Below are 14,506 nucleotides of genomic sequence, written 5' to 3' on the forward strand. Positions count from 1 at the left end.
CTCCTATTGCTCAGCGCCAACGAAGTCGATGTCGCTGCCTTCTTTAAGAGTAACGTAAGCTTTTTTCCAATCGCTACGACGACCCATGCGCATACCTGTGCGCTTGGTTTTACCCTTAACATTTAGAGTGCGAACACCAGTTACTTCAACTTCGAAAAGTTTTTCAACGGCAGCTTTGATTTCTGCTTTAGTTGCATCGGTAGCTACTTTGAAAACAACAGTGTTGTTTGCTTCAGCAGATACAGTTGCTTTTTCAGAAATGTTTGGTGCTAAAAGCACCTTCAACAAACGTTCTTCGTTGATCATGCTAACATCTCCTCGATTTGCTTAACTGCAGCTTCAGTTACCAAAACTTTTTCGAAGCCAACTAGGCTTACTGGATCAATACCAGCTACGTCACGAACGTCAACTTTGTATAAGTTGCGAGCCGCTAAGAATAGGTTCTCGTCAACTTCTTCAGCAACGATCAACACATCTTTAAGCTCAAGTTCTTTTAACTTAGCTACTAATTCTTTTGTTTTTGGCGTCTCTACCGCGAAATCCTTAACAACAACTAAACGCTCTTGACGTACTAGTTCAGAAAGGATGCTTTGGATCGCACCGCGATACATTTTACGGTTAACCTTCTGGCTGTGATCTTGTGGCTTCGCTGCGAAAGTTACACCACCAGTACGCCAGATTGGGCTACGAGTTGTACCAGCACGTGCGCGGCCAGTACCTTTTTGACGCCATGGCTTTTTGCCACCGCCACTAACTTCAGAACGAGTCTTTTGAGCTACAGTACCTTGACGAGCACCTGCTGCGTAAGCAACAACTACTTGGTGTACTAGAGCTTCGTTAAACTCACGTCCAAAGGTAGCTTCAGAAACTTCAAGAGCGCCTGACGCGTCTTTTAATGCTAATTCCATCACTAATCTCCTCAGACGTTAGGCTTTAACAGCTGGTTTAACGATTACGTTACCGTTAACAGCACCTGGTAACGCGCCCTTAATAAGAAGCAAGTTACGCTCAGCGTCAACGCGAACTAATTCAAGGTTTTGAGTAGTAACTTTCTCAGCACCCATGTGACCAGACATCTTTTTGCCTTTAAATACACGACCAGGTGTTTGACACTGACCGATTGAACCGTTTGAACGGTGAGACAAAGAGTTACCGTGAGTAGCGTCTTGCATACGGAAATTCCAACGCTTGATACCACCTTGGAAACCTTTACCTTTCGAGGTACCGGTAACGTCTACTAATTTGGTCTCGTTTAAAACTTCAACAGTTAACTCACTGCCAGCTGCGAAATCTTCACCTTCACCGTCTTTAAGACGGAATTCCCACAAACCACGACCAGCTTCGATGCCAGCTTTAGCGAAGTGACCCGCCATTGGCTTGTTTACACGGTTAGCTTTCTTAGCACCAGTGGTAACTTGAATTGCGCGATAACCATCGTTTTCAAGTGTTTTAACTTGAGCAACGCGGTTCGCTTCAACTTCTACGACTGTAACTGGAATTGAAACGCCATCTTCAGTGAAGATACGAGTCATACCAACTTTACGTCCGACTAAACCAATAGTCATAGTTGTACTCCCCTTATTAACCCAAGCTGATTTGAACGTCTACACCAGCTGCAAGATCAAGACGCATTAGAGCATCAACAGTCTTTTCAGTAGGTTCAACGATATCAATCAAACGCTTGTGAGTACGGATTTCGTACTGGTCACGAGCGTCTTTGTTTACGTGTGGAGAAATCAAAACAGTGAAACGCTCTTTGCGAGTAGGAAGTGGAATTGGACCACGAACCTGTGCACCAGTGCGCTTAGCTGTATCTACGATTTCAGCGGTTGATTGATCAATCAAACGATGATCGAACGCTTTCAAACGAATGCGAATTCTTTGATTTGACATGTAATCAAATCCCCAATATTAAAAAAAGAACGAACAAAGTACGACTCATCTCCACCATAGTGAGGTGGGGAGCGTACCGCTATTTTCATTCGACTCCCAATCGGAGTCGCTGTAGGCCTGCGTAAACCATTATAGGCGCAGCAACAAGTACCAAGGGCACCCCGTTGTTGCTCTATTTTACAAGACACTCATTACTGTGTATCTACTCCGCACTGAGGCGGCGTTTACCGGCAAAATACCTTAGCCATTTCGGCTAGGTCGGCGTATTATACTTAAATAGCTAACCAATGCAAGTTTATTTTATGTACAGGGCCAGAGAATATTGTATAAAAATTGTTAACGGGCTTAATGGGTGCTTCGACGTAATAATTTTGTAGAAACTGTTCACCGTCGTCCCACCATGTCTTTGTGTGGGATCTCGTGCAGTTTCGAAGTGACTTCGTTGTAGGCGCACTATTACCCAAGGAGGTCCCACCCTCGGCAACTGCTCCATGGGTTGCTCTACCTCCTGCATCCGTGCAGTCGAAAAGCATGATGGGATGACGCTGTATATTTTTAAAGATAGTTCTAAATTGCAATGTGATTTAGTTATAGCCCACTATAGCAACACGAGGTACCGGACATCCGCAGAGCTGATTCCGAGATGACGGTGAGCAAGTTGTTAGCTCGTTAATACGCCTCTAACAAAACGCCAGCTTGTGCTGGCGTTTTCTATGAAGCTTATTATAGAAGAGGTTTCAGGAACCTTGCGGTATGCGACGTTTTGTCATCGGCCACCTGCTCTGGCGTGCCGGTAACTAAAATTTGCCCACCACCCGAGCCCCCTTCAGGCCCTAAGTCGACAATCCAGTCGGCGGTTTTGATCACATCTAAATTATGTTCAATGATCACAACCGTGTTACCGTGATCGCGCAAGCGATGTAAAACCGCTAACAGTTGTTTAATGTCGTGAAAGTGCAAGCCAGTAGTCGGTTCATCTAAAATATAGAGAGTTTTGCCCGTGTCGCGTTTCGATAACTCTTTAGATAACTTCACCCGTTGGGCTTCACCACCAGACAAGGTTGTCGCCGACTGACCTAACTTAATATAGGACAAACCGACATCCATTAGTGTCTGTAATTTACGTTTGACCGCCGGTATAGCGTGAAAAAACTCAAACGCTTCTTCAATGGTCATATCGAGAACTTCATGAATATTTTTGCCTTTGTAACGAATTTCTAAGGTTTCTCGATTGTATCGCTTGCCCTTACACACATCACAAGGAACATACACATCCGGTAAAAAGTGCATTTCAACTTTAATAACGCCATCGCCTTGGCACGCTTCGCATCGTCCACCTTTAACGTTAAAGCTGAAGCGACCTGGTTTGTAACCGCGCGAGCGCGCTTCTTGCGTAGCGGAAAATATATCGCGGATATTGGTAAAAATCCCCGTATACGTAGCAGGATTGGAACGCGGCGTTCGTCCGATTGGGCTTTGGTCGATATCGATGACCTTATCAAGTAGCTCTAAACCGGTTATCGATTGATAAGGCGCGGGTTCATCCAATGTCGCGTTATTCAATTCTAGGTGCGCTATTTTGTATAAAGTGTCGTTAATTAGCGTAGACTTGCCCGATCCCGATACCCCGGTAATACAAGTCATTAATCCCACCGGAATAGTCAAATCGACGTTTTTCAAGTTATTACCACTAGCGCCTGTTAGCTCGACAACTGCATCACTGTTATAGGGTGTTCGTGTTTTGGGAACACCGATAGCTTCTTTGCCACTTAAATACTTACCTGTAAGCGAGTGCTCACTTGACAATATATCTTCTAAAGGTCCACTAGCCACGACCTCGCCACCGTGTACACCGGCACCGGGGCCAATATCAATGATGTAATCCGCTTCTTTAATTGCGTCTTCATCGTGTTCAACCACAATTACTGTATTACCCAAATCGCGCAGGTGTATCAAGGTTTGTAGTAGTCGTTCATTGTCGCGTTGATGCAGACCGATAGAGGGTTCATCTAACACGTACATTACACCGACAAGGCCAGCGCCAATTTGCGAAGCGAGACGAATGCGTTGAGCTTCACCGCCGGATAGGGTATCGGCACTGCGAGATAAGGTTAAATAATTCAGCCCCACGTTGACCAGAAACCCAAGTCTGTCGTTGATTTCTTTTAGTATTTTCTCAGCGATCTTTCCCTTCTGCCCCGGTAACTCCAAAGTTTGGAAAAACGCAGAGCAATCGGCTATTGAGTAGTCAACGATATCGTGTAGTGGTTTGTTATCGACAAAAACATTGCGAGCTTCCAAGCGCAATCGCGATCCGTGACAGCTTGGGCAGTCTTGATTGTTGAGATATTTTGCTAACTCCTCTCGTACCGCATTCGATTCCGTTTCGCGATAGCGTCGATCCATGTTAACCAAGATACCTTCAAATGGGTGTTTGCGAACCACAATATCACCTCGATCATTCATGTACTTGAACTCAACTTCGGTCTTGCCACTACCGTTCAAAATTATTTGTTGAATGTCAGTATCAAGCTGTTCAAATGGAACATTGAGGTCAAAGTCAAAATGATCCGCGAGCGAGGTTAACATTTGAAAATAATAAAAGTTGCGCTTATCCCAGCCGCGGATGGCTCCGCCCGCTAAGCTTAGTTCTGCATTACTCACTACACGTGCAGGATCAAAAAACTGTTTATGGCCTAAACCATCACAGCTTTGACAAGCGCCTGCGGGGTTGTTAAATGAAAATAACTTGGGTTCGGGCTTGGCCATTGAATAACCACATTGAGGACAAGCAAAGTTGGCAGAAAACAGCAGTTCGTCTTGTTCCGGGTGGTCCATAAAGGCAATCGATGCAATCCCATCGGTCAACGATAAAGCGGTCTCAAACGACTCGGCTAAGCGAGTTTGAATGTCATCGCGAACTTTTAAGCGGTCGACAACCACTTCAATGGTGTGTTTTTTGTGTAAATCTAATGGCGGCGGATCCGATAAGTCGCACACTTCGCCGTCAATACGGGCGCGAATGTAGCCTTGAGCGGCTAAATTATCGAGTAATTTAATATGCTCGCCTTTGCGGTCAACCACCACAGGGGCTAACAGCATTACCTTGCTACCCTCGGGTAACTCAAGCACTTTATCAACCATTTGACTGATAGTTTGTGCAGCCAGTGGTTCTGCGTGCGTTGGACAGCGAGGTTCACCGACCCGAGCGAATAACAAACGCAAATAGTCGTACACTTCGGTGATGGTTCCGACCGTCGATCTAGGATTGTGTGATGTCGACTTTTGCTCAATTGAAATTGCTGGGGATAAGCCTTCGATATGATCGACATCTGGTTTTTCCATCAATGACAGAAACTGGCGCGCGTAAGCAGACAAAGACTCTACGTAACGTCGTTGTCCTTCCGCGTATAATGTGTCAAAGGCGAGTGACGATTTGCCAGAGCCAGATAAGCCGGTAATAACAATTAATTTATCACGTGGAATATCAAGATCGATATTTTTTAAGTTGTGGGTACGTGCGCCACGCACTTCAATTTGCTTCATGCCAAATCCTGAAAGCTTACTGTCGGGAGAAAGTGGGTCTGCTACACCACTGGTTATACACCTATCTACAAAAATGCGTTGCAAACAACGCTTAACGCCGTGATTTGCAACGCACTAGGTTAACATATTTTTACGCTTGAAAAAGCCATTGGCGCAATATATGTAATTTGCCCCATCGTCATTGGCGCGTTTACATGAGTTAAATCTTAGCTGCTAGCTCGGCACCTTGCCTGATTGCGCGTTTTGCATCGAGCTCGGCGGCGACATCAGCGCCGCCAATGAGGTGCACCGATTGACCTAAGTTAATCAACTCTTGATATAAATCACGCTGAGACTCTTGCCCGGTACACAGGATTACGTTATCCACATCGATAGACGTCGGTTTACCATCAATCACCACGTCAACACCTCGCTCGGTAATGCGCTGATACTCGACGCCTGCCAACATCTTCACTCCGTGTTTCTTCAATGTGGCTCGATGTATCCAGCCGGTCGTTTTACCAAGCCCCTGCCCCACTTTGCTTTGTTTGCGTTGCATTAAATATATCTGACGCGGATTGTCTATGGCTGGTATCTTTGATGCGAGCGCACCAGGGTTTTCGAAGCTCTTGTCGATGCCCCATTGCTCGAGCCATTGTTGCGGTTGCTCAGTTAAAGAATGTTGTTCAACTAAAAACTCGGCGACATCAAAACCGATGCCACCGGCACCAATAATTGCGACGCGCTTGCCCACTGGTAGCCTTCGCTTCAACACATCCACATAGCTCAGCACCAACTTGTGCTCCACACCTTCTAAGTCAGGGATTCGCGGTTCTACGCCAGTTGCGATAACAATGTCATCGTAGTTTTTGCCTATTAACGTACTGGCACGTTGTCGCGTGTTGAGGTGAAGGTGAATATTCAAGCGCGCTATTTGCTGCGCAAAATATCGTATCGTTTCGTGAAACTCTTCTTTCCCAGGAATTTGTTTGGCCATATTAAACTGACCGCCAATCTCTGAATCCGCTTCGTATAAATCAACACTGTGCCCTCGTTGGGCAGCGTATACACTGGCAGCTAAACCAGCCATACCGGCACCAACCACGGCGATGCGTTTTTTCGTTGTCGCCGGCTCAAAAGTAAGCTCTGTCTCATAACATGCTTGAGGATTTACAAGACACGAAGCGCGCTGTTGTTTAAACACGTGATCGAGACACGCTTGATTACAGCCGATGCAGGTATTAATTTGCTCACTGTGCCCTTGGGCTGCTTTATGAACAAAGTCTGGGTCTGCCAAAAATGGTCGCGCCATAGACACCATATGCGACTGGCCAGACGCAATGACTCGCTCCGCAACTTCTGGTGTATTAATGCGATTTGTCGCGATTAGAGGGATGTTCACCTGCTCCATCATGCGTTCAGTGATCCAAGTAAACGCCGCTCTTGGCACGCTTGTGGCGATAGTTGGTACTCGCGCTTCGTGCCAACCAATTCCCGTATTAATGATCGTCGCGCCGGCAGCTTCTATGGCTTTAGCCATGGTCACTACTTCGTCCCAAGTATTGCCGCCTTCAACTAAATCCAACATGGATAAGCGAAAGATGATAATAAAGTTGTCACCAGCTTTTTTGCGTACCGCCTTAACCACTTCCACAGCAAAACGCATCCGGTTGGTAATATCCCCACCCCATTTGTCGATGCGCTTATTGGTACGTTGACAGCTAAATTGATTGATGAGGTAGCCTTCAGAACCCATGATTTCAACACCGTCATATCCCGCTTTTTGGGCTAAACCTGCCGCCTTAGCAAAATCTTTAATGGTGGTTTTTATTTGTCGTTCCGACATCGCCGACGGTTTGAATGGGTTGATAGGTGATTTGATCGCACTGGCTGAAAGCGAGAAAGGGTGATAGCCATAACGTCCTGCGTGCAACAATTGTAAGCATATTTTGGTCGGATATTGGTGCACCGCTTGGGTAATTAAGCGATGCTTACCAACGTGCCACCACTTACTGAGTTCGCTGCCAAAAGGCGCCAACCGACCGCGAAAATTGGGACTGATCCCACCGGTTACAATGAGGCCCACGCCGCCTTTTGCTCGGGCTTGATAAAACGCGGCAAGCTTTTCAAAACCGTCGCGTTCTTCTTCTAATCCCGTGTGCATCGATCCCATAAGGACGCGATTGGACAATTGGGTAAAGCCAAGGTCGAGAGGGCTCAATAGATGAGGATAATGCTCATTTAAAGTAGCGGTATTACGCAATTCAACAGTCGACATAAATTTCCCTAAACTCCAGAAGGTGTTGTTGCTATTTATTCAGATCTGACCACAAATGTAAACACTTGTTTGAAATGCACAGCACCCGGTTCAGGGAAAGACGGTTTAATACACCAAATTCGCCACCATCACTATAACCGGTAAAGTAACTAGCGTTCGCAATAAGAAAATAACAAACAGTTCAAAAATATTTACGGGTATTTTAGTGCCGAGTAGCATCGCCCCTACTTCAGATAAATAAATTAGCTGAGTAATCGACAAAGCGGCGACAATAAAACGGGTCATTTCGTTATCAACTGATGCGACCAAAATAGCTGGTAAAAACATATCGGCAAAACCGATAACAACAGTTTTCGAGGCAGCAACGGCCTCAGGTACGCCCAGCAACTCGAGATAAGGAACAAACGGTTTACCCAGCCAATCAAACACCGGTGTGTATTCAGCGCAAATTAATGCCATTGTACCCACACCCATAACAACCGGAATAACCACTAACACCATCTCTAACGCATTCTTGACGCCATCCTTTAACACGTTACTGACGCTGTCGACTTGCGCCGCCCGATTCATTGCCAGCTTCAAGCCGTGGCTAAATACATTTTCATGGTCTGGAACTTTATCGGCTTCGGCGTCTGGAACGGTGCCATCGATATATTGATGTTTTTTCCAACACAGTGGCGGTAAACGGGGCACGATAATGGCGGCGACAAAGCCGGCTAAACACACTGCCGCATAAAATGGGACAAACATATGAATCAAACCCACTTCGGCAATAACGATTAAGCTAAAGGTTATCGATACCGCGGAAAATGTGGTACCGACAATCGCCGCTTCTCGTTCGGTATAGACTTTTTGCTCGTACTGCTTGCTGGTAAGTAATACGCCCACGGTGCCATCACCTAGCCATGAGGTGGTACAATCAACAGCGGCGCGACCGGGTAACTTAAACAGAGGACGCATTACCTTACTGAATAAACTACCCACTAATTCAAGCAAACCAAAATTCAGTAATAAAGGTAAAAATAGACCGGCAAAAATAAACACCGAAAACAACACCGGCATTAGGTCATGTAGCAACAAACCTCCAGTTGCTTTGCTCCATATTTGTTCTGGACCTAATTGTAAATAAACCAATAGCGCAAATACGGCTCCTAAACAGCGAATCAGCAACCACGCTGGACTTACCGTAAACAAGCTCGCCATAAACGAGTCGGCTTTAAAGCGTCCTTTGGCAACCACCGAGTAGGCAAGCGATAGTAAAGCACTGACAATAGTCACTAAGCATATTATTTCTATGACGATGCCAGAGACTTGCGATTGAAACCACTTGGCCAACACCGCGACAGGGATGCTTGTTTGATCCTTGTATTCGATGGGAAACATAAATAGCAACATACCCAATAACGAGGGTACGAGGAATATCAATAGGTTACGAACGCTGATGGGGTTTTGCATAATCTTAAAAGTAGGTAAATATCTAAAAAACACGCCATAATATGCTAAAAAACGTGCGTTTTCCATTTGTTTCGCGAAAATTACTGTCAAATTTATGCACAAATGGCTACAATCCGCGGCAAAGTTCAAAAGGTATCGATCCGCTATGCTAAGTCACATTAACCCTGACCATTATCAAACTCAACTCGAGCAAAAGAAACACGCCATGCGAGAGCTATTTGCATCGTTCAATATGCCTGAGCCCCAAGTGTTTGCATCAGAGCCACTACATTATAGGTTAAGAGCAGAGTTTCGTGTGTGGCACGACGGCGATGATCTTTACTACATCATGTTTGATCAACAGACTCGACAAAAGTTTCGAGTGGATCAGTTCCCTGTCGCGTCAACGCTAATCAACGCCGCTATGCAGCGCTTAGTTGATTACATTCGCGATAAGGAGGCGTTGAGACGCAAATTGTTTCAGGTCGACTTCTTATCAACACTGAGCGGTGAATTACTGATTAGCTTGTTATATCACCGCCAATTAGATGACCAATGGCTGAACCACTGTAAACAGTTAAAGCAGCATTTAGCTGATCTTGGTTCGATTGATATTATCGGCAGAGCGCGCAAGCAAAAGATCATTGTCGATAAAGACTATGTGACGGAGCGACTGCAAGTAAAAGGCAAAGAATTAATCTATCAACAAGTAGAAAATAGCTTTACCCAACCCAACGGCAAGGTAAATGAACAGATGCTTGAGTGGGCTATTGACGCCAGTACCACTCCCGATGCGGATTTGGTTGAACTCTATTGTGGCAACGGCAATTTTTCAATCGCGCTAGCCCCATACTACAAAAAGGTATTAGCGACTGAAATATCCAAGTCATCTGTACAGTCGGCGCAGTTTAATATCGCAGCAAACCGCGTTGAAAACCTAGCGATCATTCGCATGTCGGCAGAAGAATTTAGTCAGGCGATGAATGGTGAGCGAACATTTCGACGTTTAGAAGGCTTTGATCTTAGTCATTACAGCTACGACACGGTACTCGTTGACCCGCCGCGCGCTGGTATGGATATCGATTCATGTCGACTTGCCGCCCGCTTTGATAAAATTATTTATATCTCGTGTAACCCGCAAACCTTACACGACAATCTGAACGTCCTAACTCAAACTCACAATGTCGATAAATTCGCACTGTTTGATCAATTTCCTTATACCGATCACATCGAGTGCGGTGTGGTATTAACCCGTAAATAAACAGCGACTTGATGAACGCTGGAAATGTAACCGTCAACCTTGATCGTTGACGGTTTCCGATTGCTGCTTGCGCTGCGCCATGTCAAGAGCACCGCGAGCAATAAAGCGCAATTGCGTAATCATCCGTTGCGCGAGTTCGACTCGCTCTTCTGGTGTCGCATCGAGCGCTTCGGCACCAGTGCTAAAGACGATGGTCACTGCCGCATTGGCTTGCAAATAGCTAATTTCAGCATCGAGTTTATTGGCCTGCTGTAAATAATCACATAACTCCATAGTAAAGTAGCGAATTTCTCGATTTACCGCAGCCCGAAATTCAGCTGAGGTACCCGAACGCTCGCGCAGTAGTAAGCGAAATTCATTGCCGTTAGACTCTATGAATTCCATAAACGTTTTTACCGATATCTGAATAACCGAACCGCCTTTTTCGATGCGTTGCCTGGCTTGGCGCATCAATTGACGCAATGTGAGACCCGCTTCGTCTACCAAGGTTAAGCCCAATTCCTCCATATCAGTAAAATGACGATAAAACGAAGTCGCCGCCAAGCCGGCTTCTTTGGTGACTTCGCGTAAACTCAAACTCGAAAAACTGCGATCAGCACTCAACTGACTCAATGCCGCATCGATTAGTAAACGTCTCGTCTTTTCTTTTTGCTTGGCTCTAATTCCTGACATTACCCTTATACATCCGTTAGTTACCTTGAAAGCCTATTAATGGTAACACAATTAATTGAAATTATACTTGACCCAAATGCACTAACAACTAAAATAGCGAACACTTGTACACTGAAATTAACAGATAATTAATAGTTCAATGAATAAACCTCGCCCAATTTGGCTTAATATCACTCTATTTTTAACCACTTTCTTAATTGCTGTCATTTGGGTTCCATACCGCGCATTGACTCATGGATTCGATAGCTTTGAAATTATCGCTGCCATTGCCTGTTTTTCATACTGCGGTATGTCTATTACCGCCGGCTATCACCGCCTTTGGTCACATCGCACCTACAAGGCACATGCGAGTGTTCGTTTCTTATATGCAATAGGCGGAGCTTTTGCATTGCAAAACAGTATTTTACATTGGAGTTCTGATCACCGTGTGCACCACAAGCACGTTGATAACAACGACATCGACCCATATTCAGCCAAGCGTGGATTTTGGTTCTCACATATCGGTTGGATGTTGCGAGACTATCAAGGCGATACGTACCACAACTACGACAATGTACGTGACTTACAAAAACAAAAGATTGTCACTTGGCAACATCGCTATTACCTACCTTTGGCGATGATTACCAATGTCGGCATCCCTGTTGCGTTAGGTTGGTTAAACGGTGATATATTGTCTGCTGTACTGCTTATTGGCGTGTTGCGATTAGTGTTGAGCCATCACACCACATTTTTTATTAATTCGTTAGCGCATGTGTGGGGGCGTCAAACCTATACCGATAAAAATACCGCTCGAGACAACGGATTTTTAGCGCTGTTTACCTTTGGCGAGGGTTATCACAATTTTCATCATATTTTCGAAAACGATTATCGCAACGGTATTCGCTGGTTTGATTTTGACCCAACAAAATGGTTGATCCAAGGTTTAGCTCGTGTCGGTCTTGCCGAGCAGCTGCGCACGACGCCAGAAGATAAAATAGCCAAAGCAAAAGCTGCGATGCAATTAAAGTTAATTCAGCAAAAAGCTGCGCAACTGAGCAATGCAGAGGAGCTGTTGCAAAAACTGCAAACTGAGTATGACTTATTAGTAGAGCAACTTGCTGTTTATTACGAAGCGAAGAAAAACTTGCTTAATAGTAAGCGCGATCAACTTGCTAAAGACGTTGAAAAGTCAATGTTAATGTGCCGCTATAAAGAGGTGAAAGCAGAGTTGGCTGAGCGTAAAAAGCAGTGGGATTTAGTGCGAGCGGCCTATGCTTAAGCACCGCTTGCTGTTACTGCTGACCTTGTGTCTGACTAGCGCAACCAGCGTTAGTGAGGAGACCTTGGCGGATTATCAGCTGTATTTAATTCGCCATGCGGAAAAACAGACAACCGATATTGATCCCGCTTTAACTCACTGCGGTCTACAACGAGCGAAATTTTTGGCTAGGTACTTTAGCGATAAGCAAATCAAAACCGTTTACACAACTGACTACAAGCGAACTCAACAAACGGCTAGCGCGATTAGCCAAGCGAATGAATTAACGCTACAAGAGTATGACCCTGGCAAGCTATCTGAGTTAGTAACAAGAGTTAAAAACCAACAACAAAGCGCTGTTGTTGTTGGCCACAGTAATACCACGCCAAACTTAGCAGCACTGATTATCAGTGATGACGTGGCTCCGCTATCGGAAGAGATATACGATACAATATACTACATCCAAGTAAGTGGTTCTGAAACGAGTTTACGCGTGTTGAAGCAAGACTTTAGCTGCCAATAACAGCGTGTTGTAAACGCTCATAAGTTTGGGTTATGAGCGTTTTTACCCGCTTCTAATAATTCCGCTTTTAGCACTTTAAACGGTTGGCCCCACTGCTCAATGGTCATCATATTTTTTGCAGGGTAACCATAGACTTTGATTTTGGCACCGTCTTGCAACAACGACTTGTCCAAGCCTATTAGCAATAACCGTTCCCCCGTTTCACCGTGAAAACCATAAAAGCCCCCTTCTAACGCGTAGTAGCGCAACTTACCAACATACCAAGCCGCTTTTAATTCGCCTTTGCTCAATTGATCTACTGGGGGAGTATTATCACGCATAACGGGATCCTGTTCAGTCTTCTCTACTTTGCGCAACGGCGCTTTTTTAACCTCTGATGCGGTTACCTTTGGTTGTTGCTGGTCTTGTCGCTCGTCAGCACATCCCGTTGATGTGACCAACGTTAAAGCGCTGCCCAACAGAACAATTAATAGCTGATTCGAAATTTTCATAGTTACCTATAACCTCAATACGTGTGTTTTATTGATCCGTATAAGCTCTATTGTTATCAAGACTGACCGCGCAAAGCAAATTGTTCTGATCAGCGACACTATCATTCGGGCTTGTGTAAATGGACATCCATCTGCGGAAACGGAATATTAAGCCCCTCTTGATTAAAGCGTTTATAGATATTTTCATTCATGTCGAAAAACACATCCCAGTAGTCAGATGCTTGTACCCATGCTCTGACCGTAAAGTTAACCGAACTGTCAGCGAGCGCCGACACCGCAATAAGCACTTCAGGCTCATTTAAAATGCGTTGATCAGCGTCACACAATTTTCGAATAACTGCTTTAGCTTGATCAATATCATCTCCGTAAGCTATGCCAAACGTCCAATCAACACGTCTGGTTTGTTCGGTTGAATAGTTAATCATCGACCCAGTTGCCAAGCCACCATTGGGGATAATGATGGTTTTGTTATCTGGTGTTTTTAAAATCGTGTTAAAAATCTGAATTTCACTGACTTTGCCTACGTAGCCTTGGGCATCAATAACGTCGCCTATTTTGTAGGGTTTAAACAGTAAAATCATGACTCCGCCAGCAAAGTTTTGCAGTGTACCCGATAATGCCATACCCACCGCTAAGCCGGCGGCACCAAGGATAGCCACAAACGAGGTCATCTCTATACCGAGCATGCTCAATACGGTGATCACTAACAGGATTTTTAATAGTGCCTCACACAGGCCGCGAATAAACGGTCTTAGTGATGCGTCAGCATCTGCCTTGTCTAACGCTCTATTTAATGCCAGCATAACGCCTTTGATGACCCAAGAGCCAACAATGAATATCACTATCGCCGCGATTAATTTCGGCCCATAGAAGACAACCATATTGGTCAAGTCACTCACAACTTTATCGTAATCCACTGTTTTTTCTCCGAGTTTTTTAGTTATCTTTATTTAAAATAGCACATTATTTTGCCTGCGCTCAAACTACTCTCCGTCATTGCGGCATGTCGTTGGCCGTAACCTCGTGACACTGAAAAGTGCATATAACAGGGGCACTTCATAATTGGCCACTGAAAAGTGGTTAAAAGGGATTTTTATGGACGTACAAACAAAAAGAGCAGCCATTGGCTGCTCTTTTCAGGTTTAGTGTTTAAAAATCATTATTCAATGATTTTTGATAAACCGCCACGGAA

General features: G+C 44.9%; 13 protein-coding genes. 3 read left to right on the plus strand and 10 right to left on the minus strand.

Annotated features, from left to right (window positions below; all coding sequences use genetic code 11):
- Nucleotides 1–3: 3 nt before the first annotated feature.
- The 7 genes from rplW to ACAY30_RS13130 all read right to left on the minus strand — a co-directional run bounded on the left by rplW (nucleotide 4) and on the right by ACAY30_RS13130 (nucleotide 9,151).
- Nucleotides 4–306: a 50S ribosomal protein L23 gene (rplW, locus tag ACAY30_RS13100; protein ID WP_290252506.1), complete on the minus strand. Its 303-nt coding sequence runs from the start codon at nucleotides 304–306 to the stop codon at nucleotides 4–6.
- Nucleotides 303–908, minus strand: coding sequence for a 50S ribosomal protein L4 (gene rplD, locus ACAY30_RS13105; RefSeq protein ID WP_290252505.1), 606 nt, complete (start codon nucleotides 906–908; stop codon nucleotides 303–305). The genes rplW and rplD overlap by 4 nt, the downstream gene beginning before the upstream one ends.
- Before the next feature lie 18 nt (nucleotides 909–926).
- Entirely contained in the window at nucleotides 927–1,565 is a 639-nt protein-coding gene (gene rplC, locus ACAY30_RS13110) for a 50S ribosomal protein L3 (protein WP_290252504.1), read from the minus strand.
- A gap of 16 nt (nucleotides 1,566–1,581) precedes the next feature.
- On the minus strand, nucleotides 1,582–1,893 hold the full coding sequence (gene rpsJ / locus ACAY30_RS13115) for a 30S ribosomal protein S10 (RefSeq protein ID WP_115998799.1): 312 nt from the start codon (nucleotides 1,891–1,893) through the stop codon (nucleotides 1,582–1,584).
- Nucleotides 1,894–2,616: 723 nt separating this feature from the next.
- Nucleotides 2,617–5,439: an excinuclease ABC subunit UvrA gene (uvrA, locus tag ACAY30_RS13120; RefSeq protein WP_290252503.1), complete on the minus strand. Its 2,823-nt coding sequence runs from the start codon at nucleotides 5,437–5,439 to the stop codon at nucleotides 2,617–2,619.
- Nucleotides 5,440–5,638: 199 nt separating this feature from the next.
- The gene (locus ACAY30_RS13125; protein ID WP_290252502.1) at nucleotides 5,639–7,696 is read right to left on the minus strand and encodes an FAD-dependent oxidoreductase; all 2,058 of its coding nucleotides are present in this window, start codon (nucleotides 7,694–7,696) and stop codon (nucleotides 5,639–5,641) included.
- Between the two features lie 105 nt (nucleotides 7,697–7,801).
- A complete protein-coding gene (locus tag ACAY30_RS13130) occupies nucleotides 7,802–9,151 on the minus strand; it encodes a YjiH family protein (protein WP_290252628.1) in 1,350 nt (449 codons plus the stop codon).
- 145 nt (nucleotides 9,152–9,296) lie between these two features.
- Here ACAY30_RS13130 and trmA point away from each other — a divergent pair, with 145 nt between their 5' ends.
- Entirely contained in the window at nucleotides 9,297–10,391 is a 1,095-nt protein-coding gene (gene trmA, locus ACAY30_RS13135; protein WP_290252501.1) for a tRNA (uridine(54)-C5)-methyltransferase TrmA, read from the plus strand.
- 33 nt (nucleotides 10,392–10,424) lie between these two features.
- Here trmA and fabR read toward each other — a convergent pair whose 3' ends face one another.
- Entirely contained in the window at nucleotides 10,425–11,063 is a 639-nt protein-coding gene (fabR, locus tag ACAY30_RS13140) for an HTH-type transcriptional repressor FabR (RefSeq protein ID WP_290252500.1), read from the minus strand.
- Between the two features lie 139 nt (nucleotides 11,064–11,202).
- Between fabR and ACAY30_RS13145 the strand changes: the two genes are divergently transcribed.
- Together ACAY30_RS13145 and ACAY30_RS13150 are read left to right on the plus strand one after the other, a co-directional pair.
- Nucleotides 11,203–12,321 carry a fatty acid desaturase gene (locus ACAY30_RS13145; RefSeq protein WP_290252499.1) on the plus strand — a complete coding sequence of 373 codons (1,119 nt, stop codon included), beginning with the start codon at nucleotides 11,203–11,205 and terminating at the stop codon, nucleotides 12,319–12,321.
- Nucleotides 12,314–12,823 (plus strand): histidine phosphatase family protein, encoded by a 510-nt coding sequence (locus ACAY30_RS13150; RefSeq protein WP_290252498.1) that lies wholly within the window; start codon nucleotides 12,314–12,316, stop codon nucleotides 12,821–12,823. Before ACAY30_RS13145 ends, ACAY30_RS13150 begins: the two co-directional genes overlap by 8 nt.
- Nucleotides 12,824–12,840: 17 nt before the next feature.
- On the opposite strand, the gene ACAY30_RS13155 is transcribed toward ACAY30_RS13150, so the two are convergent.
- Both ACAY30_RS13155 and ACAY30_RS13160 read right to left on the minus strand, forming a co-directional pair.
- Nucleotides 12,841–13,314, minus strand: coding sequence for a hypothetical protein (locus tag ACAY30_RS13155; protein ID WP_290252497.1), 474 nt, complete (start codon nucleotides 13,312–13,314; stop codon nucleotides 12,841–12,843).
- Nucleotides 13,315–13,415: 101 nt separating this feature from the next.
- Entirely contained in the window at nucleotides 13,416–14,231 is an 816-nt protein-coding gene (locus ACAY30_RS13160; RefSeq protein WP_290252496.1) for a mechanosensitive ion channel family protein, read from the minus strand.
- Nucleotides 14,232–14,506 lie beyond the last annotated feature (275 nt).

The organism is Thalassotalea ponticola (genome assembly GCF_041379045.1).
GTDB lineage: Bacteria > Pseudomonadota > Gammaproteobacteria > Enterobacterales > Alteromonadaceae > Thalassotalea_A > Thalassotalea_A ponticola.